General features: G+C 61.6%; 19 protein-coding genes and 1 pseudogene. 7 read left to right on the top strand and 13 right to left on the bottom strand.

Translation table 11 applies throughout. The features are described 5' to 3' along the window. Nucleotides 1–111 precede the first annotated feature (111 nt). From ABLV52_RS23435 to ABLV52_RS23410, 6 genes are read right to left on the bottom strand one after another with little or no spacing between them, the layout of a single operon-like run. Nucleotides 112–1,542 (bottom strand): amino acid permease, encoded by a 1,431-nt coding sequence (locus ABLV52_RS23435; protein ID WP_032452677.1) that lies wholly within the window; start codon nt 1,540–1,542, stop codon nt 112–114. Nucleotides 1,543–1,551: 9 nt separating this feature from the next. Then, nucleotides 1,552–2,547: a succinylglutamate desuccinylase gene (astE, locus tag ABLV52_RS23430; protein WP_050534163.1), complete on the bottom strand. Its 996-nt coding sequence runs from the start codon at nt 2,545–2,547 to the stop codon at nt 1,552–1,554. Nucleotides 2,548–2,557: 10 nt separating this feature from the next. Then, a complete protein-coding gene (astB, locus tag ABLV52_RS23425) occupies nt 2,558–3,898 on the bottom strand; it encodes an N-succinylarginine dihydrolase (protein WP_032452675.1) in 1,341 nt (446 codons plus the stop codon). A gap of 21 nt (nt 3,899–3,919) precedes the next feature. Then, the gene (gene astD, locus ABLV52_RS23420) at nt 3,920–5,386 is read right to left on the bottom strand and encodes a succinylglutamate-semialdehyde dehydrogenase (RefSeq protein ID WP_348890988.1); all 1,467 of its coding nucleotides are present in this window, start codon (nt 5,384–5,386) and stop codon (nt 3,920–3,922) included. Then, on the bottom strand, nt 5,377–6,399 hold the full coding sequence (gene astA / locus ABLV52_RS23415) for an arginine N-succinyltransferase (protein WP_023289480.1): 1,023 nt from the start codon (nt 6,397–6,399) through the stop codon (nt 5,377–5,379). Before astA ends, astD begins: the two co-directional genes overlap by 10 nt. 18 nt (nt 6,400–6,417) lie before the next feature. Beyond that, complete coding sequence (locus tag ABLV52_RS23410; protein WP_023289479.1) at nt 6,418–7,623, bottom strand: bifunctional succinylornithine transaminase/acetylornithine transaminase; 1,206 nt, start codon at nt 7,621–7,623, stop codon at nt 6,418–6,420. Between the two features lie 169 nt (nt 7,624–7,792). Between ABLV52_RS23410 and ABLV52_RS23405 the strand changes: the two are divergent. Together ABLV52_RS23405 and ABLV52_RS23400 are read left to right on the top strand one after the other, a co-directional pair. Continuing rightward, nucleotides 7,793–7,939, top strand: a pseudogene (locus tag ABLV52_RS23405) (hypothetical protein). A gap of 212 nt (nt 7,940–8,151) precedes the next feature. Then, nucleotides 8,152–9,426 (top strand): Glu/Leu/Phe/Val dehydrogenase, encoded by a 1,275-nt coding sequence (locus ABLV52_RS23400; protein WP_023289478.1) that lies wholly within the window; start codon nt 8,152–8,154, stop codon nt 9,424–9,426. Nucleotides 9,427–9,488: 62 nt separating this feature from the next. Here ABLV52_RS23400 and ABLV52_RS23395 read toward each other — a convergent pair whose 3' ends face one another. Genes ABLV52_RS23395 through ABLV52_RS23365 form a run of 7 tightly spaced genes read right to left on the bottom strand, consistent with a single transcriptional unit; the run spans nt 9,489 to nt 16,971 of the window. Continuing rightward, nucleotides 9,489–10,142: an HAD-IB family hydrolase gene (locus ABLV52_RS23395; RefSeq protein ID WP_348890987.1), complete on the bottom strand. Its 654-nt coding sequence runs from the start codon at nt 10,140–10,142 to the stop codon at nt 9,489–9,491. Next, nucleotides 10,123–10,908 carry an AfsA-related hotdog domain-containing protein gene (locus tag ABLV52_RS23390; protein WP_023289476.1) on the bottom strand — a complete coding sequence of 262 codons (786 nt, stop codon included), beginning with the start codon at nt 10,906–10,908 and terminating at the stop codon, nt 10,123–10,125. The genes ABLV52_RS23395 and ABLV52_RS23390 overlap by 20 nt, the downstream gene beginning before the upstream one ends. 13 nt (nt 10,909–10,921) lie before the next feature. Continuing rightward, nucleotides 10,922–12,127 (bottom strand): acetyl-CoA C-acyltransferase, encoded by a 1,206-nt coding sequence (locus ABLV52_RS23385; RefSeq protein WP_023289475.1) that lies wholly within the window; start codon nt 12,125–12,127, stop codon nt 10,922–10,924. 2 nt (nt 12,128–12,129) lie between these two features. Beyond that, nucleotides 12,130–13,614, bottom strand: coding sequence for an FAD-dependent monooxygenase (locus ABLV52_RS23380; RefSeq protein ID WP_348890986.1), 1,485 nt, complete (start codon nt 13,612–13,614; stop codon nt 12,130–12,132). Nucleotides 13,615–13,674: 60 nt separating this feature from the next. Continuing rightward, complete coding sequence (locus tag ABLV52_RS23375) at nt 13,675–14,739, bottom strand: aldo/keto reductase (RefSeq protein ID WP_023289473.1); 1,065 nt, start codon at nt 14,737–14,739, stop codon at nt 13,675–13,677. After that, a complete protein-coding gene (locus tag ABLV52_RS23370; RefSeq protein ID WP_194859496.1) occupies nt 14,736–15,923 on the bottom strand; it encodes an MFS transporter in 1,188 nt (395 codons plus the stop codon). Before ABLV52_RS23370 ends, ABLV52_RS23375 begins: the two co-directional genes overlap by 4 nt. Nucleotides 15,924–15,972: 49 nt before the next feature. Continuing rightward, entirely contained in the window at nt 15,973–16,971 is a 999-nt protein-coding gene (locus tag ABLV52_RS23365) for an aldo/keto reductase (protein WP_023289471.1), read from the bottom strand. A 100-nt stretch (nt 16,972–17,071) separates the two neighbouring features. On the opposite strand from ABLV52_RS23365, the gene ABLV52_RS23360 reads away from it, so the two are divergent. The 5 genes from ABLV52_RS23360 (at nt 17,072) to ABLV52_RS23340 (ending at nt 22,694) form a co-directional block, all read left to right on the top strand. Beyond that, nucleotides 17,072–17,986, top strand: coding sequence for a LysR family transcriptional regulator (locus ABLV52_RS23360; RefSeq protein WP_023289470.1), 915 nt, complete (start codon nt 17,072–17,074; stop codon nt 17,984–17,986). A gap of 134 nt (nt 17,987–18,120) precedes the next feature. Continuing rightward, the gene (locus ABLV52_RS23355) at nt 18,121–18,552 is read left to right on the top strand and encodes a MarR family transcriptional regulator (protein ID WP_023289469.1); all 432 of its coding nucleotides are present in this window, start codon (nt 18,121–18,123) and stop codon (nt 18,550–18,552) included. Beyond that, nucleotides 18,552–20,204, top strand: a complete 1,653-nt coding sequence (locus ABLV52_RS23350; protein WP_348890985.1) for an MFS transporter — start codon at nt 18,552–18,554, stop codon at nt 20,202–20,204. Before ABLV52_RS23355 ends, ABLV52_RS23350 begins: the two co-directional genes overlap by 1 nt. Nucleotides 20,205–20,232: 28 nt before the next feature. Then, nucleotides 20,233–21,318: an HlyD family secretion protein gene (locus tag ABLV52_RS23345; protein WP_117129441.1), complete on the top strand. Its 1,086-nt coding sequence runs from the start codon at nt 20,233–20,235 to the stop codon at nt 21,316–21,318. Beyond that, entirely contained in the window at nt 21,315–22,694 is a 1,380-nt protein-coding gene (locus tag ABLV52_RS23340; RefSeq protein WP_348890984.1) for an efflux transporter outer membrane subunit, read from the top strand. The genes ABLV52_RS23345 and ABLV52_RS23340 overlap by 4 nt, the downstream gene beginning before the upstream one ends. Nucleotides 22,695–22,698 lie beyond the last annotated feature (4 nt).

Raw genomic sequence — 22,698 nt, 5'->3', positions numbered from 1 at the left:
CTTCCGGGCCCGGTAAGCATCCAGGCCCGGTAAGGCGCCAGCCGCCACCGGGCAGACAAAAGAGAACAACGGTTAAGACGACTTGTAGCCGGCCGCCAGGGCCGGCGGGTGTCAGGCGCTCTGATTGTCCAGCTGAAGCTGCCCCTCGCGCCGCTGCTTCAGCTTCCAGAAGGCCCACAGCGCGATAAACCACAGCGGAGAAGCCAGCAGCGCCAGCAGCGTGTCCGGATCAAAGATCATGATGAAGATGGCGAACGCGAAGAACAGCAGGCTCACCCAGCTCATCGCCACGCCAAAGGGCATCTTAAAGATCGAACCGGCGTGCAGGTCCGGACGCTGACGGCGATAAACCAGATAGGCCACGAGGATCATCCCCCAGCTGAACACCACCATAATCGCCGCCAGGGTCGAGACGATGGTAAACAGGGTCATCACATTCGGCACCAGGAACAGCAGCAGCGTACCGATCAGCATACAGAAGCAGGAAAACAGCAGGCTGCGCACCGGGATGCGGGTGCTGCGCGACAGAATACGGAACTGCCAGTGCGCATGCTTCTCCACCGACAGGCCGTACAGCATGCGGGTACTGGAGAAGACCCCGCTGTTGGCCGAGGACATCGCCGAGGTCAGCGCCACGAAGTTAATCACCGCCGCCGCCGCGGGCAGCCCGGCTTTGGCAAACAGGGTCACGAAGGGGCTGGTCTCCGCCGACACTCCCGGCCAGGAGGCGACAGCGATGATCACCACCATCGACAGCAGATAGAAGATGATAATCCGCAGCGGCAGGGCATTGATCGCCTTGGGCAAAATGCGCTGTGGATCGCGGGTCTCCGCCGTCATCGTCCCCAGCAGTTCGATGCCGGTAAAGGAGAAGATCGCTATCTGGAAGCCGGCGAAAAAGCCGGTGATACCGTGCGGCATAAAGGCCGTCGGGTCGGTGAGATGGCTCAGAGAAGCCGTCACGCCGTCCGGAGAGGTCCAGCCGGTGGCAATCATCCAGCCGCCGGTGGCGATCAGGGCGATAATGGTGATCACCTTGATCAGGGCGAACCAGAACTCCGCCTCGCCAAACATTTTCACCGACAGCAGGTTGAGCAGAAACAGGATAGCCAGCATGCTGAGGGCCGGCATCCACGCCGACAGCTCGGGGAACCAGTACTGCATATAGCTCCCGCACACCACCACGTCGGCGATACAGGTCACCACCCAGCTCAGCCAGTAGGTCCAGCCGAGATAAAAGCTGGCCTGCGGTCCGAGATACTCGCCGACAAAGTCGGCAAACGAGCGGTAGTCATGGCGGGTGAGCAGCAGCTCCCCCATCGCCCGCATCACCATATAGGTAAAGAACCCGACCAGCACATAGATAACCAGAATCGAGGTGCCGGCGACGGCGATGTTGCGCCCTGCCCCCATAAACAGCCCGGTGCCGATGGCGCCGCCGAGGGCGATCATCTGGATATGGCGGGCGCCAAGTCCGCGCTTAAGCTGTGACGCGCCTTCACCTCCGGCGGCAGATGGCGCCTGATGTTGATGTTCAGTCATGGTGTTTCCTCAGGCTGGTTGCGGGAGGCGAAGCGCCGCGGCGCGGAGCAGCAGCCCGGCGCGCTGGCCGGTGGCGACCCCGGCATTGGGAAAGAGGATATAGGGGGCCCGGGCCTGCACCACCCACCGTTTCTCTGCCTGGCGGGCGATCTCATACCCTGCCGGGAGCGCGGTGAAGTTCTCGACGTTGGCCGCCAGATTGAGCGTAAATTCCCCTTCGCGCTTGATGATGCTCTCCTCGACCAGGAAGTAATCCACCGGCGCTTTGTCGCGCGGGGGCAGCGGCGCGTCAGAAATCCAGGCCCGGATCGCCGCGTCGGCGGCGGCGAACAGGCTGAGATCGTTGGCGCCGAACGGCATCACTTTTCCCAGCTCAAGGGTGGCGCTTTGCGCGGCGAACTTTTCGCAGGTGAAATGAGTGAAGGTGCCGCCCGCTTCGGTATGGCGCACGATGGCGTCCATCCCGCTGGTCTGCAGCAGCTGGTAGAAGTCGGGCGAAAAATCCTCCGCGTGGGCCGGGAGCAGCGCAAACTGGCGATACAGCGACCCGCGAATGGCGGTATGCATATCGAGATGACTGCGGCTGACCGGCCCCGCCGCGTCGGCGGCGCGATAGAAGGCCTGCACCGCCTGCTCGAGGGCAAAAGCCCGCCGCGACTCATTGCCCGGGGAGACCGCCAGATGGCGACCGCCGAACAGGCGATTGAGGTCGTTGTGCAGATAGCGACGCGCGGCGCGGATCGCCGGCAGGTTACCAAAGACGATCAGCAGCGCCTGGGTGAGCGGCTGCCGCCCCTGGCTCAGATCGTGGGTCAGCTGCAGCAGCAGCTCGGTCGGCGCGGTCTCATTGCCATGGACGCCAGCGGAGAGGATCGTCGCCTGACGCCACGGCGTGGACGGCAGCAGCTGCAGGATGCCCTCGCCCAGCCAGCGGGCCTCGATGTCCGCCGGAAAGGTCCACCCCTGCAGGCGGCAGTGCAGTAAATCGTTAACCAGATGCTCCATCTGCCGCTCCTTAACGCTGAAAATCATAGACAGGGCCCAGACGCAGGATCTGCGTCAGCTCATCCAGCGCCTGATAAACCTCGCGCAGCAGCTGCGGGTCCGCCAGATCGCGGGCGTGCAGCCGGTCACGGTAGTGTTTTTCCACCCACGCCGTCAGCTGCTGGTAACGCTCGTCGTTCATCAGGCTGTGGGCGTTGACCGCGTCGCGCTCCGCCTCGTTGAGCACCACCCGCAGCCGCAGGCAGGCCGGGCCGCCGCCGTTGCGCATGCTTTCCCGCAGGTCAAAAACCGCCACTTCATCGATCGGCGAGGCGCTGTCGGCCGCCAGGTCTCCCAGGTAGCGCCAGACGTTTTCCCGCTGCCGGCACTCCTCTGGCACCACGATCAGCATCTTGCCGTCGGGTTTGCTCAGCAGTTGGCTGTTGAACAGATAGGAGGCCACGGCGTCATCGAGCGACACTCGCTCGTCCGGCACTTCCACACTGGTAAACGGGATATCGAGACGGTCGCTTTTTGCCCGCAGCGTCGCCAATACTGTCGACTGATCGACAAACGCCTGCTGATGGTGGAACAGCACATGGCGATTGCTGACCGCGATAACGTCGTTATGAAACACGCCGCGATCGATAGCCTGCGGCGCCTGCTGGGCAAACACCGTATAGCGCGGATCCAGCTGGTGCAGACGGGCCACCGCTTCGCTGGCCTCCAGGGTCTGCCGCGCCGGATACTTCACCGGGGCGATGCCGCCGCTGGCGCGTCGACCGTAGACAAACAGCTGCACGCCCTGACGATCGTACTCCCGGCAGAAGCGGTTATGGTTGGCCGCCCCTTCGTCGCCGAGGTCGCCATGCTGCGGCAGCGCCGCGTGGTGAGCGAAGAAGCGCGGATCGGCGAAGGTGGCGCGCAGGATCGCCGAGGTGGTGGGCGCCTCCTGCATGCGGTGCAGCTTATTGTTCAGGTTGGCGACAGTGAAATGGACTTTGCCATCGGCGCTGTCCGCCGACGGCGAAACGGTCGCCGCGTTGGCGGTCCACATCGACGAGGCGGAGCTGAAGGCGGACAGCAACTGCGGCGCCGCCTGGGCCGCCTGGCGGATGACCTGCTCATCGCTGCCCTCGAATCCCAGGTCGCGCAGCAGGCGCAGGTTCGGCCGCGGCTGCGGCGGCAGGATCCCCTGCACGAATCCGCGATCGGCCAGGGCTTTCATTTTATACAGCCCCTGCAGCGCGGCCTTTTTCGGGTTAGAGAGACCATCGCGGTTATTTTGCGAGGCTTCATTGCCGACGGAGAGTCCGGCGTAGTGGTGCGTCGGGCCGACCAGGCCATCAAAGTTAGCTTCAAAACCAGACATATGTCCTCACAGGATCCGTTATCAGAATGGCAGGCCCGGCGATACGTTCGCCGGAAGCGTCAGCGTGTCGCTGACCAGAGAGGCCATCGGCCAGGCACAGTAATCGGCGGCGTACCACGCTGCCGCCCGGTGGTTGCCGGAGGCGCCCACCCCGCCAAACGGCGCTTTACTGGAAGCGCCGGTCAGCGGCTTGTTCCAGTTGACGATCCCGGCTCGCGCCTCGTCCGCCAGCTGGTCAAACTGCGCCGCATCGCGGGAGATCAGCCCCACGGCCAGGCCATAGCGGGTCTGGTTGGCGAGGCGAATCGCCTCCGGGAAGTCGTCGTAACGGATAACCGTCAGCAGCGGACCAAAGTACTCTTCATCCGGCACCTCGATACCGGTGACGTCAACGATCCCCGGGGTCAGCACCGTGGAGTGCGGGTCAGGCTGGCGCATACGCAGCAGCACCTTGCCGCCGAGCGCCTCCAGTTTCTGCTGCGCCGCCAGCATGTTCTGCGCCGCCTCAAGGGAAATCACCCCGCCCATAAACGGCGCCGGCTGGTCATTCCATTTCCCGGCGCGGATCTGCGCGCTGGCCTCCACCAGTCGCCGCAGCAGCGCATCCCCCTGCTCGCCGCGCTGAACGATCAGCCGGCGCGCGCAGGTGCAGCGCTGTCCGGCGGAGATAAACGCCGACTGGATAATCACATGCAGCGCCGCATCGACATCGGCCACGTCGGCCACGATCAGCGCGTTGTTGCCGCCCATCTCGAGGGCCAGCATCTTCTCCGGCTGACCGCCGAAGTAGCGATGGAAGTGGAAACCCGCCGCCGCGCTGCCGGTGAACAGCACGCCGTCGATATCGCGGTTTTCCAGCAGCGCCTGGCCGGTGGCTTTCCCGCCCTGCAGCAGGTTAATCACCCCGTCGGGGACGCCCGCCTGCTGCCACAGCTGGACCGTCAGTTCCGCAGTGGCCGGCGTCAGCTCGCTGGGTTTAAACACCACGGTGTTACCGGCGATCAGCGCCGGAATGATATGCCCGTTGGGCAGATGGCCCGGGAAGTTGTAGGGACCGAAGACCGCCATCACGCCGTGCGGCTTGTGGCGCAGCTGCGCTTTACCGTCCGGCAGGGTCGACTCGTGAAAGCCTGTCCGCTGGTGATAGGCCTCGACGGAGATGGCGGCTTTGCCGATCATCGCCTGCACTTCGGTGCGGGTCTCCCACAGCGGCTTGCTGGTCTCCCGGGAAATCAGGGTCGCCAGCGCCTCTTTGTGCGTCTCCAGCAGCGCGGCGAAACGCTGGACGACGTCAATACGCTCGGCCAACGGGAGGTGCGACCAGGGATAAAACGCCGCCCGCGCCGCGGCGCAGGCCGCCTGGACGTCGTCGGCCCCCGCGCTGGCCGCCTGCCACAGCAGAGATTGATCCTCCGGGGCCAGTTTACTCATCGTAGCGCCGCTGCCCGGCTGCCACTGCCCGGCTATGAACTGTGCTTTTACCGCCATGATCTGTTTTCCTCTGGGTTCAGGGTTACCGTGTAAACGCGGTCGGTTTCAGTGACCTGCAGCGCATCCAGCGCGGCGGCGTCCAGTGAGACCTGCTCTTCGTGGGCCACCAGCAGCGCCCGAAAATTGTCGAACTGACCGTTGGCGACCAGCGTCGGCGCCGACAGCGTGCCCGTCAGCTGCTGAGCCGGCAGGCACTGGCAGTCGCGCACGGCGCGGATCTGATCGGTCTCCGCCTCCAGCACCGGACCGGCATCGAAAATATCCACCGAGCCGCGCCAGCTGAACCCCTCTTTCTCGAGGATCGCCCGCGCCGGGGCGGTGTTGGGATGCACCTGACCGATGACCTGACGGGCATTCTCCGGCAGCAGCGAGATATAGATCGGGTACGCCGGCATCAGCTCGGCAATAAAGGTTTTCATACCGGTGCCGGTCAGCCGGTCGGCATCGGCGAACGGGATCTCGAAGAAGTGATGGCCCAGCGCATCCCAGAACGGCGACTGCCCTTGCTCATCGCTGCAGCCGCGCAGTTCGGCAAACAGGTGCGGCGAAAACCACTCGCGGAAGGCGGCGATAAACAAAAACCGCGCCTTGGAGAGCAGCAGACCGTTGCGGTTGCGCTGATACCCGGGGTCGAGAAACAGCGTACACAGCTCGCTGTGACCGGTGTGGTCATAGCTCAGATTGAGCAGCTCCTGAGGCTTATAGACTCCCAGCGCTTTCGAGGCGCGAACCGTTTTCTGAATGCGAAAATTGTAAAACGGCTCGTCCAGGCCCACCGCCACCTCAATGGCGCTGACCCCCACCACCCGCTCCAGCGCGGTGTCTTCCAGCACAAACAGAAAGCCTTGCTGGCCGCGCGGCAGCGCGCCGGCGAAGGTGTCAATGCTGCGGCGTATCCGGGCGGCCAGGCGCCCGGCATCATGGGGTAAAGAGGTCATGCCGACCCCCGCCCGCGCGGCAAGGCGGACGATGTCGTCAAGATCGTTTTCCCTTACGGGACGAAATAGCATCACAGGCCGTCCTCCCGGTTAGCGGGTTAAGCGGGCAACGGCGCGATCAAGGCGCACGAAGGCTTGCGCAATATCCGCCAGCGGGATATTGAGCGCCGGCGCGAAGCGCAGCACGTCCGGACCGGCAATCAGGGCGATCACCCCCTCTTCCGCCGCCAGGTTGGTCAGGGTTTTGGCCTTCCCGCGCAGCGGTCCGGCCAGCTCGGCGCCGATCAGCAGACCGGCGCCGCGCACGGCGCTGAACGCATCGTAGCGGGCAGAGAGGGCATTCAGCTGGTCGACGATCAGCGCATGGCGCTCGCCGACCCCCGCCAGCAGCGGCGCATCCAGATGGGCCAGCACGGCGTTGGCGACGGTCGCCGCCAGCGGGTTACCGCCGAAGGTGGTGCCATGGGTGCCTGGCTGGAAGACCTGCGCCCAGGCCTCTTTCGCCAGCATCGCGCCGATCGGGAAGCCGCCCCCCAGCCCTTTGGCGCTGGTGAGGATGTCCGGGACGACGTTGTAATGCTGGTAGGCGTAGAGATGGCCGGTACGCCCGGCGCCGGTCTGCACCTCATCGAATATCAGGGTGGCGTGATGGCGATCGCAGAGGGCGCGCAGCGCCTGGAGGAACGCCGGGTCCGCCGGGATCACCCCGCCTTCGCCGATAATCGGCTCGACGATCACCGCGCAGGTACGTGAGGAGATCGCCGCGGTGACCGCCTCGATATCGTTATAGGGCAGATGGGTAATGCCCTGCGGCAGCGGCGCATAATCGCTGGAATATTTCGGCTGGCCGCCGACGGAGACGGTGAACAGCGTGCGGCCATGGAAGGCGTGGTTGAAGGCGATGATTTCGCTTTTTTCACCGCCGAACTTATCGTGGGCATATTTCCGCGCCAGCTTAAGGGCCGCCTCGTTCGCTTCAGCGCCGGAGTTGCAGAAGAACACCTTGTCGGCAAAGGTGGACTGCACCAGGGTTTTCGCCAGCTGCAGCACCGGTTCGTTGGTATAGCCATTGCCGATATGCCACAGTTTCGCCAGCTGCCCCTGCAGGGCCTCAGCCAGCGCCGGGTGGGCATGGCCGAGGGCGTTCACTGCGATGCCGCCGGCCATATCGATATACTCTTTCCCCTGCTGGTCCCAGACGCGGGAGCCCGCCGCCCTCACCGGAATAAACGGCGCGGGGGCAAAACAGGGAACCAGGTAAGCGTCAAAATCTTCGCGAGTCATACTGCCTGACATCATTCATCTCCGGAACGTAAGACGACGGAAAACGCTCCCGCCGCGTTGGACAATCGACATTAACCCTGACCCTCGGCTTATTTTGGGCACGAGCGCGCCCGCTGCGATGGTAAAAATATTCACCACAGAAAACTTAAGCCCTATTCTTTTTACGGGTATTTGTTAATTCATGGTTAACGCCATGTTGTTGTGTGGGCTAATGCTGGCCTGTGAACAATAAGATTGTCAATATGGGGAAACGCAATTTATTCACTTTTTGAAGATCATCAAGATAATGAAAAACATAGAAAAAATATTTTCTTATGCACTTAAGTGAATAAAAAGTGAATTAAAATGCACAGCTTGCGGGTGGTTCTCGTGCGTAGTTATTCACTTAAAAAATAAAATTTCTAACAAAAATTTAAAAATCGGAATTGCCGTCAAATACCGCTTTATAAAATTGGTGATACCATTCATTGCACAGAGTTTACTGCTGTAGCTATTCCACGGTTTTACACGACATAAATAACACTGAGAAACAGGACTCTTATGGAAAAGTTATCTTACGCATCTGAAAGTAGTACATCTCCATGGACCACCTACCTGCGCCAGATCGACCGTGTCGCGCCTTATCTCGGCGATCTTGCCTACTGGGTGGAAACCCTGCGCCATCCGAAGCGTGCGCTGATCGTCGACATCCCTGTGCAGATGGACGACGGCACCATTCGCCACTTCGAGGGCTATCGCGTTCAGCACAATCTTTCGCGTGGGCCGGGTAAAGGTGGTGTTCGCTACCATCCGGATGTTGATCTTAACGAAGTCATGGCACTTTCTGCCTGGATGACCATTAAGTGCGCCGCGGTCAATATTCCTTACGGCGGGGCCAAAGGCGGCATCCGCGTCGACCCCTTCTCGCTGTCGGAAGGTGAACTGGAACGCCTGACTCGCCGCTATACCAGCGAAATCGGCATTATCATCGGGCCGCAGAAAGATATTCCGGCGCCGGACGTTGGCACCAACGGCAAAGTGATGGCGTGGATGATGGACACCTACTCCATGAACCATGGCACCACCATCACCGGCGTGGTCACCGGCAAGCCGATCCACCTCGGCGGCTCCCTCGGTCGTGAAAAAGCCACCGGACGCGGCGTGTTCGTCACCGGCCGGGAAGTGGCCCGTCGCGCCGGCATCGAAATTGAAGGCGCTAAAGTGGCGCTGCAGGGCTTTGGTAACGTCGGTAGCGAAGCGGCGCGCCTGTTCGCCGGCGTCGGCGCCCGCGTAGTGGTCATTCAGGATCACACCGCCACCCTGTACAACGAAGGCGGGATTGATATGGCCGCCCTCACCGCCTGGCAGGCGGAGAAAAAGCAGATCGCCGGTTTCCCGGGCGCCCAGGAGATCGATAAAGAGGCGTTCTGGACCACCCCGATGGACATCCTGATCCCGGCGGCGCTGGAAGGGCAAATCACCCGCGAGCGCGCTGAGAAGCTGAGCTGCAAACTGGTGCTGGAAGGGGCTAACGGCCCAACCTATCCGGAAGCGGACGATGTGCTGGCCGAGCGCGGGGTGATCGTAGTGCCGGACGTTATCTGCAACGCCGGCGGGGTGACCGTCAGCTACTTTGAGTGGGTGCAGGACATGGCCAGCTTCTTCTGGAGCGAAGAGGAGATCAACGCCAAGATGGACCGCATCATGACCGACGCCATTATTCACGTCTGCGATAAAGCGGCCGAGAAAGAATGTACCCTGCGTACCGCCGCCTATATCGTGGCCTGCGAGCGCATCCTGATGGCGCGTAAAGACCGCGGCATCTACCCGGGCTGATCCCCGTCAGGAAGTGAATCAGGGGTGGCATTGCGCCGCCCCTTTTTTTTGCCGTCGCGCCGTCAGCCGCCGGTGGACCACAGCATTGGCCATCCCCGACGCTGCGCCTCCGCCAGCAGCCCCGGAGAGGGATTCACCGCGCAGGGGTGGCCGACCGCGGCGAGCAGCGGCAGATCCGAGATATGATCGCCGAAGGCGTAGCATGCCGCCAGCGGCTGGCCCTGTTCCTGCGCATAGCATTGGGCATGCGCCGCCTTGTGTTCGCCGATGGCGGTCCGCCAGAGCTCGCCGGTATAGCGGTCATCCACCACGACCGGCTCTGAGCACAGGGCATGTTCCACCCCCAGCGCCGCCATCGCCGGCCAGAGAATGTCGGTCATCGACCCGGAGACAAACACCACGTCATCCCCCCGCGCCTGGTGCTGCCTGAGGCGCGCCACCACCTCGCGGTGAAAACCATATCCGCCTTCGCGATACAGGCGCTCGGCGACCGCCCGCACCCGGGGGCGCGACTCGTGGCGAAACAGCGAGTAATAGTAGCGGTTGATCGCCTCCCGCGGCTGACCCGCTTCGCTGAGCGCCTGCAGCTGCCGGACAATCGCCGCGGCCGTCAAACCGCACTGCAGCGGATATTCCGCGGCATAGCGGTGCAGAAACAGGAACATACTTTTGCCGGTAATCAGCGTTTCATCCACATCAAAAAAGGCGATGCTCATCCCCGTCCCCCTGCTCAATACTGACCAGATAATGTTGATGGCACTGCGCCGCCTGCTCGCACTCTTTGCGAGTGATGTAGTTAAGGTCATAGACGCTGAAGCTAAAGCCAACTTCCGCTTTGCGGGTGCCGGTCTGGTCAAACCCCACCGAGCATTCACAGGTGAAGCGGCCATGGGCTGAACTTTTGCGCGACACCACGTTGAGGACGATGGTCACCGGCAGCGGAAAAACAAAGCAGGAAAAGGCCACCTGCAGCGAGCTCAGGGTAAAGTACTTCTCCGCCATCGCCACGCCGGCCTCCGCCAGCAGGAATTTTTCCGTGGTGGCGATGATGGTCTGCCGCGCCGCCTCGATCAGCACCATCCCCTGAATATGTTGCCCGGTCTGGTGGTCGCAGAGCAGCTCCGAGGCATCCTGCAGGATCAGGCGCGCGCAATAGCTATCCTCATCGCGTTTTTCCGGCGAGGTGATGAGGATATTCGCTTTTTTACGTTTATGTACCAGCCGCTGATGATCGCGATTGTTTTGATAATAGAGATCCTGCAGATTGACGATCTGGCGCATTGTGTCCGGATAGTGCTGACGAATAATGCAGATGGTGCGGGAGATGTCGTCGAGCTGTACCCCCTGACCGATAACGATTTTATCGACGCCAGCCAGCTCGCCGCTCCAGACAAACCGCTCAAACTCATTCACCGTCAGCACATTCTCATGCCGCCGGGCAAAATCGGTAAATTTCTCACCCACCACAATTAATTTTTCCATGGCGCTTGTCTCCTCAGATCGTTTTCACCAGTAACGCAATCCCCATCCCGCCGCCGATGCACAGCGACGCCAGGCCGGTCGGTTGATTCTCCCGGCGCAGCGCGTGCACCAGGCTGACCACAATCCGCGTCCCGGAACTGCCCAGCGGGTGGCCGAGGGCGATCGCGCCGCCGTGGACGTTCAGCCGGGAAGCAATCTCCTCCTCCGTCATCTGATGCGCTCTGGCCAGTCCCTTGACCACCCCCAGCACCTGCGCGGCAAAGGCTTCGTTGATCTCCAGCCGGGCCATATCGCTGAGCTGAAAACGCCCGCGGCGCAGGGCGCACGCTATCGCCGGCAGCGGGCCAAGCCCCATCATGGACGGGTCAACGCCGCCCTCGCCAAAGGAGACAATCTCCGCCAGCGGCTGCAGGCCATAGCGGGCAACGGCGCGCGCCGACGCGAGGATCACCGACGCGGCGCCATCGTTCAGCCCGGAGGCATTGCCCGCCGTGACGCTGCCGTCGGCGCGAAAGGCCGGTTTCAACGCCGCTAGCTGCTCGGCGCTAAGATCATGGCGGATCGGCTCATCCTCGCGGACCGTGCTGACGCCCCGCTTCGCGCTGACCGTCACCGGCACCATCTCATCGGCAAAATAGCCGGCGCGGCTGGCGGCGGAGGCTTTGTGATGGCTCTCCAGGGCATACTGGTCCTGCGCCGCGCGCGAGATCTGCTCCTGCGCGGCTATGGCCTCCGCCGTTTCCCCCATCGGGATCTGCAGCAGCGGATCGGTTAATCCGTCGCGCTGGATCACATCCTCACTGCTGAACGCGCCGAATTTCATCCCGCCCCTTATCTCTCCCCGCAGCAAAAACGGCGCCTGACTCATATTTTCCATTCCGCCGGCGACCACCAGGTCGGCATAACCGCTCTGGATATGGATCGCCCCTTCGGTCAGGCTTTTCATGCCGCTACCGCAGATCATATTCAGGGTGTAAGCCGGCTTTTGCACCGGGATCCCCGCCCGCAGCGCAACCTGACGCGCCGGTCCCATCCCCTGCCCGGCGGCAAGGACGCAGCCGCAGATCACCTCATCGATCCACGCCGGGTCAATGCCGGCCTGCTGCAGGTTGTGCCTGACGGTGAGCGCGGCCAGCTCCACCGCGGAGACCGTTTTCAGGGCGCCAAGAAAGCGCCCCACCGGCGTACGGCAGGCCGCGACGATATAGACTTTGTTCATGATTATTCCATTACGTAGAGCGAGGAAAGATACTGCCGTGTCCCGGCTTCGCTGCCGGTAAAGCCCACATAGCCATCGGGATTGACCACCGCATAGTCATCGGGGCCGATCTGTAGCGCTTCGAGAAACGCCTCGTCCGCCGGTTCGAGGGGGCAGAATATAAACCAGCCGGCCTGCTTCAGGCGGGACATAGGAGGACAAGCGGCGCGGGCGGAAAAGATCACCACCTTACCGCTGGCGAAGACGTCATAGCTGTTGCGAAACATCGCCTGCGGCGAGGCAAAAACGTACCAGGGAACATGGTGCCCTGCCAGGCCGTCCGGGCGCTGCGCCTGCGTCGCGGTGAAGCCGGCGTACTGCAGCGGCAGCTGGTGACGATAGTAGTGACGGTTGCAAAACTCCGGAAAGTAGACCCCGTCGATATGATTTCTCGGCACCAGACCGGCAATCAGGCCGGTATCGCGATCGGTGGAGCGCAGTACACCGCTCACCGCCGCGAAGCGCTGGGCGCGATAGGACGCCGGCAGTCGGTCAGTGGCCACGCCGTGCAGATAGAAAGCCAGCTTCCAGGCGAGGTTCACCGCATCCTGGACGCCGGTGTTCATCCCCTGCCCGCCAATGGGACTGAACAGGTGGAAGGCATCTCCCGCCAGCATAATATGATGCTGCAGATTGTCATCGGCGATGCGGTTATAGAAATTGGCGCTGGAAGACCAGGTGAGCGTTTGTGCCGGCGGCACCTGAGGGCAGTAGCGCGCCAGCGCGGCGTTAATCTCCTGCAGGTCCGGCACCGGACGCGGCGTCGGCAGGCGCCCGGCTTTTTTAATCACGATCCTGACCTGATTGTCCGGCATGGGCAGGAAAATCAAAAAGCCCTGCTCATCAATATGGTAGGAGGTTCCCGGGAGCGCCGCCGCGCGGTCGAATTGCACGTCCGCCATCACAAAATGCAGCGGATAGTCATGACCGCTAAAGCCGATCCCGGCCAGCTCGCGGACGGTGCTGGCCGCGCCGTCGGCGCCGATAATATAGTCATAAGCGGCGGAACAGGCCCGGCGGGCATCGTCGAGCAGGGAGACGTGATAGCGTTCCCCCTCCCGGCGCCAGGAGACCAGCTGGTGCCCACGTTTGACCTCCCGCCCGGCGTCGGCCAACGCCGTTTCGAGGATCTTCTCCGTCCGCGGCTGCGGGATACTGACATGGAAGGGGTAACAGGTGGCGAGTCGGCGGTTATCGATATGCAGAAATTTGCGGTTTTTATAGTAAGCGTAGACTGACTGAACCTGCTTTCCCTGGGCGATCAGTTCCCCGGCAAGGCCTAAGCCGTGGAAGGCTTTAATGGTCGCCGGACTGACGCTCAGCGCTTTGGACCAGGTGGTGCTGTGGGTATTTTTATCAATGATATCAAAATCAATTCCATACTTATTCAGATAGCAGCCAATGATTAACCCTACCGGGCCGGCGCCAACAATGAGTACTTTTTTCACGATCGAGCCTCTCTGTATGCCCCGTGCGGGGCATACGCGTGTTGCCTGGGTGTAGGGTGATTAGGGATAGATATCATCGGCCAGACGACGATCGCCGGCGACATTGCAGATATGCCAGTAGGGGTATGGTTTCTCTTTCTCGCTCACGCTGTTGAGGATCGCCGTCTCCTCGTCGCTCAGCGTCCAGTTCAGCGCCGCCAGGTTATCCTCCAGCTGGGCCAGTTTGGTCGCGCCGATCACCAGCGACGCGATCCCCGGACGAGTACGCAGCCAGTTGAGCGCCACCTGCGCGACGCTGGCGTTGCGCTGGCGGGCAATCTCCTGCATCACCTCCAGGGTCTGCCAGGCCTGCTCGCGGTTGGCGATCGGCGCGGATTCGAACGGCGTGGCGTTCGCCAGGCGACTGCCCTCGGGAAACGCCTGATTGCGTGGGTATTTACCGGTGAGAAAGCCCCCGGCCAGCGGGCTCCAGACGGTGATGCCGACGTTCTGATCGACGCTGAGCGGGATAATCTCATGCTCCAGTTCACGCGCGGCGATATTGTAATAGCCCTGATAGACGCAGAATTTCTCCAGCCCAAGGCGCTCCGAGATCCCCAGCGCCTTCGCCAGCTGCCAGGCCGCGTAGTTGGAGACCCCGATATAGCGAATTTTCCCGGCGCGGATCAGCGTATCCAGCGTGCGCAGGGTATCCTCCAGCGCGGTGCGCGGATCGAACCCGTGAAGGTGATAGATATCGATATAATCGGTCTTCAGCCGCTGCAGGCTGGCCTCGACGGCATTGATGATATGGTAGCGCGACGCCCCCAGCGCGTTCGGGTTGGGGTCGGTTTGCCAGCGTCCTTTGGTGCCGATAATCACCTGCTGGCGTTTTCCCTTCAGCGCGTTGCCGAGCAGCTCTTCGCCCTGGCCGTTCTTATAACAGTCCGCGGTATCAAAAAAGTTAATCCCGGCGTCCAGCGCTTTGTACACCAGGTCGTAGGCCGTCTGCTCAGGCACCACGCCGAATTCCGACCAGTTGCGCCCCGGCGCGCCGAGAAAGGCCCCTTTCTCGCCAAACGTCATGGCGCCAAAACAGAGCTCCGAAACCGACAGCCCGGTGGAACCTAAATATCGATACTTCATGCTTGACTTCCTTTTAAAGGTGACAACGTCACACTAGCGATAATCCATCCGCTGGCGGTCAGGCAAGCACCGGCCAGGGGAATGTGCGAGAGAGAAACGCCGGAGGCGAGCAGCAGCCCGCCAAACCAGGCGCCGCCGGCATTGCCGAGGTTAAAGGCGGCGATATTGCACGAAGAGACCATGCTTTTGCCGCTCTCACTGCTGTCCAGGGCCTGCATCTGCAGCGGCGGAATGGTGGAGAACATCGCCGCCCCCAGCAGAAACACCGCCGCGCAGGCGCCGGGCAGCGTCTGAATCGCCCACGGAAAAAGACACAGGACGACGCTCAGCAAGGCGAGAGTTAGCAGCAGCGCCCGGCGGACGCCGCCGTCGGTCAGTCGGCCGCCAAGATGATTCCCGGCGACCATCCCGACGCCGAACAGCATCAGCACCGGCGGAATAAGGTGGTCGCTCATCCCGGTGACGGTTTTCAGCATCGGCGCGATGTAGGTGAAGGCGGCGAAGACGCCGGAGAACCCGAGGGCGGTGATCAGCAGGCTGCGCAGCACCGCGGGATGACGGAGCACCTTCAGCTCATCGCGGATCCGGCTCTGGGCCGACGGCTGCGCCTGACGGCCAGGCACCAGGGCGATCACCGCCAGGGCGGAGAGAATGCCGATCAGCGTGACCATATAGAAGGTATAGCGCCAGCCAAGGTACTGCCCCACCCAGGCGCCGAGCGGCACGCCCAGAATATTGGCCAGGGTGGCGCCGAGAAACACGGCGGAGACCGCCGAAGCCCGTTTATCCACCGGCGCCAGCTCCGCGGCATAGACCGAGCTTATTCCGAAGAACGAGGCGTGAGCGAACGCAGTTATTACCCGGGCAATAATTAGCATGGTCATATTACCGGCGATCGCACAGCCTAAATTTCCAATGGAAAATAAGATCATTAAAAATAACAGCGCCGGTTTTTTGCGATAACGGCTTAATAGCGGCGTAAGCAGCGGCGCGCCAATCACCACCCCACAGGCATAAGCGGTAATAGACCAGGCGGCGAGCGTAATGGATATATGAAAGTCATGGGCCACATCGAGTAATAAACCCATAATCACAAATTCGGTGGTGCCAATACCAAATGAACCCACGGAAAGCGCATACACCGCCGCAGGCAATCCCGCCGGACGGGAAACAGCAATAGTCATAAGTTACCTTATCTCCCGCCAGACCGGCGGGAGGAGCGTATTCAGGAGATTATTTATCGATTAAATTAAAGTCGCCCTGGTTATAGCGTAATCCGGCGACGTTTTCGGGAGCGAAAATATGATCGATGGCGAGAATATCCTCAGGGGAGAGCATAATATCGGCCGCAGCGGCATTATCGCGCAGATGGTTCATTTTTCGCGCCCCGGGGATCGGCACGATATCTTCCCCTTTGCTCATCACCCAGGCGAGGGCCATCTGCGCCAGGGTGGCCTCGTAGCGGCTGGCGACCTGCTGCAGACGGTCGAGCAGTTGCTGGTTTTTGCGCATGGTTTCGGCCTGGAAGCGCGGCAGATTGCGACGAAAATCATCGGCTGCGAAGACGCCGGGGTCGGTGATCTGGCCCGTCAGGAAGCCGCGGCCCAGCGGACTGTAAGGGACAAAGCCCACGCCCAGCTCGCGGCAGGCCTTGAGGATGCCGCCCTCCGGCTCACGGGTCCACAGCGAGTATTCCGTCTGCACCGCAGCGATCGGATGCACCTTGCAGGCCCGGCGCAGCGTCTGGGCTGACACTTCCGACAGCCCGATATGGCGAATTTTACCCTCTTTGACCAGGTCGGCCATGGTGCCCACCACCTCTTCCACCGGCACCGCGGGATCAACGCGGTGCTGATAGAGCAGATCGATGGTCTCGATATTCAGCCGCTTCAGCGACCCTTCCACCGCCTCGCGAATATGTTCCGGACGGCTGTCGACGCCGGCCATCCGCTCCAGCCCCTGGCCGGTCGGCAGAATACGAAAGCCAAATTTGGTGGCAATCTGCACCTTATCGCGGATGCCTTTAATCGCTTTCCCAACAAGGACTTCATTGTCAAAAGGCCCATACACTTCGGCGGAATCCAGGAAGGTCACCCCCATGTCCACTGCGGCATGGATGGTATTTATCGCCTGCGACTCCTCAGCGCCGCCATAGGCGAAACTCATTCCCATACACCCGAGACCCAATGCGGAAACCTGGAACTTCTCTTTTCCGAGATAACGTGTTTTCACCTTATTTTCCTTACGTGCTGAATGTTATTAAATATATACTTCCCTTTTACATTGATAACAATTAATCTATTCCGAACGCGGTGTTAGCTGGAAATTAACAATGAAAACGTTGCCTGATTTGCAACAAATTGAAATATTAATACTCATAGTGAAACATGGCAGTTTTCGGCAAGCTGCCAGAGCATTAAATCTTTCACCGCCGGCCCTCACCAGCGCTATTAATCATCTGGAAGAAAAATTAGGCGTGCGCCTGCTCAATCGCTCGACGCGCAGTTTGTCTTTAACCGCGGTGGGTGAGGAATTTCTTAATAATATGACGCCGGTGGTGAATGATTATCGCCGGGTGGTCGACAGTCTGAATTATCACCGTCTGACCCCGGAAGGGGTGGTGAAAGTCAATTTACCGCGCATTGTTCTCGACCTTTTCTTTCAGCGCTATTTTATTGCTTTTAAAACCGCCTATCCTGACGTGACGCTGGAGCTGTTTACCACCGATCGGAAAGTGAATATTATCGAGTCCGGTTTTGACGCTGGCATTCGCTATTCCCGGGACGTGCCCAAAGATATGATTGCCATCCCCTTTGGCGAGAAGCTGTCGCTGATCCCGGTGGCCAGCCCGGACTATCTCCACGAGGCCGGAGCGCCCGACACCCCGCAATCGCTGGTCAATTTCCGCTGCATCAACCGCTGTTTTCCCAGCGGCGAAAAGTACCGGTGGGAATTTATCAGCCCCGACGGCGAGCCAGGCGAAGTCGCCGTCAAGGGCGATCTGGTCGTCGATTCCGATACGGCGATGATCCAGGCGGCGGAGAGCGGACTGGGGATCGCCTTCGTCTATCAGTCGCTGGTGTCCGCGCAACTGAACGCCGGCAGCCTGGTCCGCTTATTACCCAGCTACCGCTACCCGGCGGATCATTTCTGCGTCTACTATCCGAGTCGCAAACATATTCCCGCGCCCCTGCGCGCTTTTATCACCTGGGTGATGGCGCAGAATAAGAGCATCCTCCATGAGTAAATGGCCTGAGGGGGTATCCTCCTGTCGCCACAATAAACGCACACACCGTTAACCCTTTTTTATCCTTTCCCTTGAATTCCGCCGGTTGTCAGACATAAACTCGTTAGAGCTCTAACGATTTTGGCAGACGACCTATGGACCATCGACAGCTTAACTTCTCCCATCTTTTATATCTGACCGCCCATCACTGGCGGCTGGCGGTTAATCGTCGGCTGAAAAACCTCGGCCTCAGCCAGGCCAGCTGGGTGGCGGTCGCCGCCATCGCCCGCCACCACCAGCCGCTGTCGCAAAGCGAACTGGCGCAGGAGCTGGGAGTGGAGAGCCCGACCATTGTGCCGCTGATCAACCGCCTGGTGGCCCTCGGCCTGGTGGAGCGCGTCACCACCGACCGCGATAAACGCAAGCGGCTGCTGGTGGTCACTGACCAGGGGCAGGCCCTCTTCGAGCAGGTCAAAACGGTGGCGGACGATCTGCGTGAAGAGATCCTGACGGCGATCACGCCGCAGGAGCGGGAACAAACTCAGCGGGTGCTGGAAAAGCTGTTGCGCGAAGTGGAGAAGAAATAATGCCCCGTCGCCAGAGTAACCCCTACGTCCCTCATGACTGGGCGCCGCATGAAAAACCGGCCCTGCTCGGCTCGCCATCGACGCCGCTGCACAGCCCGGCGAAGCGCCTGGCCTACGGGGTGGTAGGGCTGCTGGTGTGCCTCACCGGCGCGCTGGGCAACGCGGTGGTCACCGCCAATCTGCAGCTGCTGCAGGGCACCTTCGCCGCCTGGTCGACGGAGATCGCCTGGCTACCGGCGGTGTATGTCATGACCAACGTCTCCATTAACCTGCTGCTGGTGAAATTTCGTCAGCAGTTCGGGCTGCGCGCCTTTACCGAAGGCTTTCTGGTGCTCTATGTGCTGGTCACCTTCTTTCACCTGTTCGTCAACGATCTCAGCTCGGCGATGATGGTCCGCGCCGCCCACGGCATGGTGGCCGCGGCGCTCAGCTCGCTGGGGATCTACTATCAGGTGCAGGCCTGGCCCGCACGCCACCGCCTGAAAGGGCTGACTATCGGTATCACCGGCTCGTCGCTGGCCATTCCGCTGGCGCGCCTCTTTTCCACCGAGCTGCTGCAGATCGATGAATGGCGCGGGCTCTACTTCTTTGAGCTGGGGCTGGCGCTGGTGTCGCTGGCCTGCGTCATCGCCCTGAAGCTGCCGCCGAGCGATCGTAAAAAGGTGTTCGAGAAGAAGGATTTTATTACCTTCTTCCTGCTGGCCCCCGGCATGGCGCTGGTCTGCGCGGTGCTCTCGCTGGGGCGGCTCGAGTGGTGGTTCGAAGCGCCGTGGATCGGCTTGTCGCTGGCCGCGGCGGTAGTGCTGATCGTCGCCGCCATCGCCTTTGAGCATAACCGCAGCAATCCTCTGCTCAATACCAAATGGCTCTCCAGCGGCAGTATCCTGCGCCTGGGTCTGATTATGCTGCTGATCCGCATCGTGCTGGCGGAGCAGAATACTGGGGTGATCGGCTGGCTGCAGTACGTTGGCCTGCAAAACGAACAGATGACCAACCTTGCGTGGTCAATTTTTGCCGGCATTCTGTGCGGGATCATCGCCAGCTGCCTGACGCTTAACCCGCAGAAGCTCTACTGGCCGACCGCCACCGCCCTGGCGCTGATCATGGTGGCCTCGCTGCTCGACAGCCAGTCCAACGCCCTCACCCGTCCGGAACAGCTGATGTTCAGCCAGTTTTTGCTTGGCTTCGGCAGCGCCTTCTTTCTGGCGCCGGCGATGCTCGCCGGTATTGGCGGGGTGTTCGCCGATCCGCGCAACCTGGTCAGCTTCTCGGTGCTGTTCGGCATGAGCCAGAACATCGGCGGTCTGATGGGGTCGGCGATACTCGGCACCTTCCAGACCTGGCGGGAGAAATTTCACTCCAGCCAGCTGGCGGACCAGATCACCACCCTGAACCCGCTGATCGTCGAGCGGCTGCAGCAGTACAGCCAGATGTACCAGAGCCAGATCGGCGACAGCACGCTGCTTAACGTCCAGGCCACCACCCTGCTGCAAAACGCCGCGACGCTGCAGGCCAATATTCTCGCCTGGAATGACACCTATCTGCTGACGGCGGCGATCTCCGCCGGGACGTTAGTGTGGGTTTTCTGGCGCTTAATTCGCTTACGACTGACCGCCCGTATCGCCTTAAAACGCGCCACCGGCAGCAAATAATTATCATCATTTCATCTCTGGAGTCGTTATGAGTCAGCAGGATGCGGCCAAACAACAGGCCAACACCCGGAACAACATTCGCGTGGTCTCCATTTTTACCGCCGCGGCGATAGGCCTCGTCGGCGTACTGGTGATCCTCTATGCCTGGCAACTGCCGCCGTTCACCCGCCATAGCCAGTTTACCGACAACGCCTACGTGCGCGGGCAGACCACCTTTATCAGTCCGCAGGTCAACGGCTACATCACTGCCGTCAACGTCAAGGATTTCGCCATCGTTCAGCCGGGCGAGGTGCTGTTCCAGATAGACGATCGCATCTATAAGCAGCGGGTGCACCAGGCTCAGGCCACCCTGGCGATGAAGGAGGCGGCGCTGCGCAACAACCTGCAGCAGCGCAAAAGCGCCGAGGCGACGATCGCCAAAAATGAAGCCGCGCTGCAGAACGCCCGCGCGCAGAATCTGAAAATCCAGGCTGATTTAAAACGGGTGCAGGAGCTGACCGCCGATGGATCGCTGTCGATCCGCGAGCGGGATTCCGCCCGCGCCAGCGCCGCCCAGGGAGCAGCGGATATTGAACAGGCGAAAGCGGCGCTGGAGATGTCGCGCCAGGACCGCGAATCGACCATCGTCAATCGCGATTCACTGGAGGCCGACGTGGCCAGCGCCAAAGCCTCCCTCGAGCTGGCGCAGATCGACCTGCAGAATACGCAGATCATCGCCCCCACCGGCGGCCAGCTGGGGCAGATTTCGGTGCGTCTTGGCGCTTACGTCAGCGCCGGAACCCATCTGACTTCGCTGGTGCCGCCGCAGCACTGGGTGATCGCCAACCTGAAAGAGACCCAGCTGGCCGATGTGCGTATCGGCCAGCCGGTTACCTTCACCGTTGACGCGCTCAACGGCGAGACCTTCCACGGCAAGGTGCAGAGTATCTCCCCGGCGACCGGGGTGGAGTTCAGCGCCATTTCGCCGGACAACGCCACCGGCAACTTCGTCAAGATCGCCCAGCGCATCCCGGTGCGCATCACGGTTAACGAGGGGCAACGCAACAGCGAGCGCCTGCGCCCCGGCATGTCGGTGCAGGTGACCATTGATACCCGCGCGGAGAAGCAGCCATGATCCGCCCGGTCACCCTTGCCATCGTCCTGGCGCTGGTCGGCTGTCAGTCCGCCGATGTGCAGCGCGCCCAGCCGACGCTCGCCATCCCTGCCGCCTGGCGGGCCGACGTTGGCCCTGCCAGCCCGGTGGAAGGCGTATGGTGGCGCAATTTTCATGACAGCGCGCTGAATCAGTATGTCGACCGGGCGCTGCGCTATAACAGCGATGTGCTGATCGCCCGCGAGCGGGTGAAAGAGTATCAGGCGCGGGCGTATGCCGCCGACAGCAGTCTTTTCCCCTCGCTGGATGCCAGCCTGACCGGCACCCGCGCCCGCGCGCAGTCCGCCGCCACCGGCCTGCCGATCCACAGTACGGTGTATAAAGGCGGCCTGACCGCCAGCTATGATGTCGATATCTGGGGCGCGAACCGCAGCGCGGCCAGCGCCGCCGGGGCCAGCCTCGAGGCGCAGAAAGCCGCTGCCGACGCGGCCAATTTGAGCGTCGCCGCCTCGGTGGCCGTGGGCTACGTGACGCTTCTGTCGCTGGATGAGCAACTGCGGGTCACGCAGCAGACGCTCCAGGCGCGGGAAGACGCCTGGCGCCTGGCCAAACGTCAGTATGAAACCGGGTATACCTCGCGCCTTGAGCTGATGCAGGCGGATTCGGAGCTGCGCTCCACGCGGGCGCAGATCCCGCCGCTGCAGCACCAGATTGCGCAGCAGGAAAACGCCCTCAGCGTGCTGCTGGGGGATAACCCCGGCGCGATAAAACGCGGCGAATTCGCCGGGCTCACCCCGCTGCGTCTGCCCTCGCAGCTGCCGTCCACCTTGCTCAACCGCCGCCCGGATATCGTACAGGCCCAGCGTCAGCTGGTCGCCGCCGATGCCACCCTGGCCTCGTCCCAGGCGCAGCTGCTGCCGTCTATCAACCTGACCGCCACCGGCAGCCTGCAGGACCGGACGCTGCCGGATCTGCTGGACAACCCGCTGCGACTCTGGAGCATTGGCGGTAGCATCCTGGCGCCGCTGCTTAACCGCCAGGCGTTAAATGCCCAGGTGGATGTCTCGATGGCCCAGCGCAACCAGGCGCTGTACAGCTATGAGAAAACGGTGCGCGGCGCGTTTAAAGAGGTCAATGACAGCCTGGACGCCATTAGCCGCTACGGCGAACAGCTGACCGAACTGCAGGGGCAGGAGGCGGTGGCGGAAGAAACATTGCGCATTGCGCAGAACCGCTACCGCAACGGCTACTCTTCGTATCTGGATGTGCTTGATGCCCAGCGAACGCTGTTCTCCACCCAGCTTAGCGTGGTACAGGTGAAGAATAACCTGCTGCTGGCGCAGATCGATCTATACCGGGCGCTGGGAGGCGGCTGGTCTGACTCATCAGGGAGCTAAAGGG

The sequence above is a fragment of the Klebsiella sp. GB_Kp056 genome (assembly GCF_040064755.1).
GTDB lineage: Bacteria > Pseudomonadota > Gammaproteobacteria > Enterobacterales > Enterobacteriaceae > Klebsiella > Klebsiella quasipneumoniae.
Note: the sequence above shows the minus strand (reverse complement) of the source record. Positions and strands in the feature narration are given on the sequence as shown.